General features: G+C 77.2%; 1 protein-coding gene and 1 pseudogene. One reads left to right on the top strand and one right to left on the bottom strand.

Annotation, left to right across the window (positions count from 1 at the left end; translation table 11 throughout):
• A pseudogene (locus JNW98_RS35400) lies at positions 1 to 2,227 on the top strand (ATP-binding protein); the annotation flags it as partial.
• An 85-nt stretch (positions 2,228 to 2,312) separates the two neighbouring features.
• Here the strand turns inward: JNW98_RS35400 and JNW98_RS35395 are convergent.
• Positions 2,313 to 2,828: MBL fold metallo-hydrolase (locus tag JNW98_RS35395; RefSeq protein ID WP_263421538.1), on the bottom strand; the 516-nt coding region annotated here is incomplete at its 5' end.

Below are 2,828 nucleotides of genomic sequence, written 5' to 3'. Positions count from 1 at the left end.
GGTCCGGCGGGCCGGGGCGACGGCCGGGCACCTGTGGGCGGGCCGCCGCTTCGACCGGTACGGCAAGCGCGGCGACGCCTACTCCGAGTGGCACCGCGAGCGGCTCTGGGACGCCTTCCGCGACCGCCTCGGGGAGGCGGACCGGCGGCAGTTGGCGACGGGCAACACCGGCCAGTGCCAGGCCGCGCTGGCCCGGGCGGCCTCCCGCGCGGACGCCCTGGGCCTGGTCGAGGGGTTCGAGAAGAAGGTCCGCTTCCCGCACAGCGTCATCCAGGCGTACCTGGGCTTCCGGATGCTGGCCCACCTCGGGGAGCGCCGCGCGGGCGCCCTCGTCCAGCAGGCCCTGTCGCCGCCCGGGCCCAGCCGGGAGCTGCTGATCGCGCTGGTGCTGCTCTCCCGGGCGCGCGCGGCCGAACTCGCGGGCACCGGCGGCGGGCTGGCGGCGGACGTCCGCCGCGACCTGCACGAGCTGTGGCGGCGGTCGCCGCTGAGCGGCCGGTCGCTGGCCCGGCAGCTCTCCGCCGCCGCCGACCGGCGCACCGACCCCAAGGCGCTCGACCTGTACGCCGCCGCGCTGGAGATGGACGCGGTGGAGGACGCGCCGCGGCTGCTGCACACCGTCACCGCCACCCTGTCCCGGCGCTGGCAGGGCATCCGGGGGAACGGCCGGACCCTGGAGGAGGCCAAGCTCGGCCTCGTCAAGCAGCTCGGCGCGGCGCTGCGCGCGGCGGACGGCAAGACCGACACCACCCCGCTGTACGACCGGCTCTTCGAGCTGGCCCGGCAGGAACCGTCGCACACCGTCCGGCTGGCGGCCGCCCAGGAGTTCGGCAACGGCGGCGACGCGGCGTTCGCCGTGATCCGCCGACGGGTCGGCGTCGACTCCGACCCGGTGGAGGAGTACCGGTCGCGGGTACGCGCGCTGAAGGACGAGCGGCGCCGGGCGTACGACGCGTGGGCCGCCGCGGCCCAGGGCGTGCCGGCCGGCCGGCGCCCCGACGCGGCCGCGCGGGACCGGCTCGACGGGGAGCGGCAGGACGTCCACCGCCGCTACCGGGAGCAACGCAAGGAGCTGGTCCGGGAGTTCGTCATCCGCGCCTGGATGGTCCCGATGCTGCTGGGGTCCGTCTCCGACGGCCACCGCGACGAGGCGCGGTACCGGCTGACGAAGTGGCTGCGCCACCTGGACCCGCGGCACACCGGCGGCACCCCCGACCTGCCGCTGGTGCTGGAGAACGCGCTCGCACAGGGCTTCAAGTACGCGGCGAACCGGCGGAAGCGGCACCCACTGGCGTACGAGGGCGGGCGCAGCGAGCTCATCCGGCACGCGGAGACCGTCCTCCAGCAGTCCCGCTGCTGGTACGCGCAGCTCACGCTGGTGCAGGCGCTGTGCCTGTGGAAGCTGCCGGACAGCATCGCGCGCGGCGGACCGGAGGCGGACGCGGGGGCGGATCCGGAGTGTGCGGAGGACGAGGACGCGGGGACGCTCGCCGCCCGGCCGACCACCGCGGTGCAGACGGTGCGCCGCTGGCTGTCGATGGCGGGCGCGGTGACGCCGGATGGCGTCGGGGACGGGTCAGCGGACGGCCCGGCGGGGCAGACGGCCCTGCACCCGTTCGTCGCCGAGGCCGGGGACCTGGCGGCGCTGGCCCTGGAGACCCGGCGTCCGGAGCGGTTCCTGTGGATCGACGAGAAGTCCGTCGTCGACACCATCGGTTCGCGCGCCTGCGCGCCTCAGCGCTACCGCAAGCACAACCTGTGGCTGCCGCCCTCGGTCGGCTGGAGCACCCTCGACGCGCGCGCCCAGCGCCTGGTCGCCGACGTGCTGGTGCTGACGAACCTCATCGAGCGGGACGGCCGGCCGGACGAGGTGGAGGAGCGGTTCCGTCGCTCGCGGCAGCCGGGCGCCCCACTCCCGCCCTGCCTCACCCAGGACCGGAGGGCCCTCCACCCGCACCTGACGGCCGGCACCTCCGCCCTCCCCGCGCCGGGCTCCACCTGCCTGCCGGCCTGCCCGTTCCGGTTCTGCCCCTACCCGCCGCGCGGCGTCCAACCACGGGCAGAGCTGCGGGAGCCGTTCTGCCGGCAGCAGCAGGCCCTGCTGCGCGGCCGGGCCCGGCGGCGCTCGTCCGGGGTGCTGCGGCGGCGGACGCCGCACTGGGCGGGGATGCGGGCCCGGGAGCTGCACGGGTTCTGGGAGGCGATGGCGACCCGGGCGCGGGGGTGAGACGCGCGCCGAGCGCCGACGACGAGGCCCCGCGCACCGACGAGGCGCCTCACGCCGGCAACGCACCGCACGCCGACGAGATGCCTCACGCCGACGAGGCCCCGCCCCGGGCGCCCGGCGCGCGCTCCGGGCTCACGCCCTCCCGCAGCACCCGTGACCCGCCGACCGGCAGGTCCCACAGCTCGTCCCGGCTCCGGCCGGCCGCCTGCCAGGCGGCCCGCACCCGCCGGAGCGGCTCCATCGGCGGTTCGGCGGACAGCAGGAAGGTGGCCCAGTGCATGGGCGCCATGATCCGGGCGCCGAGGTCCAGGCAGGCGCGGACGGCTTCCTCCGGGTCCGTGTGGACCGGGCCGAGCATCCAGCGCGGCGCGTAGGCGCCGATCGGCAGCAGCGCCAGGTCGAGGCCCGGGTAGCGGGCGCCGATGCGCCCGAACCAGGGGCCGTAGCCGGTGTCGCCGGCGAAGTACACGCGCCGGCCGTCCGGCGCGGTCAGCACCCAGCCGCCCCACAGCGAGCGGCAGGTGTCGGTGAACGTCCGCTTGCTCCAGTGGTGGGCGGGCACGAAGTCGAAGCGGACGGGCCCGGCGGCGCCCGGCAGCTC

Source organism: Streptomyces huiliensis (assembly GCF_020037025.1).
Lineage (GTDB): Bacteria > Actinomycetota > Actinomycetes > Streptomycetales > Streptomycetaceae > Streptomyces > Streptomyces huiliensis.
The sequence above is the reverse complement of the archived record's forward strand: the minus strand, read 5'-3'. Positions and strand labels throughout refer to the sequence as shown.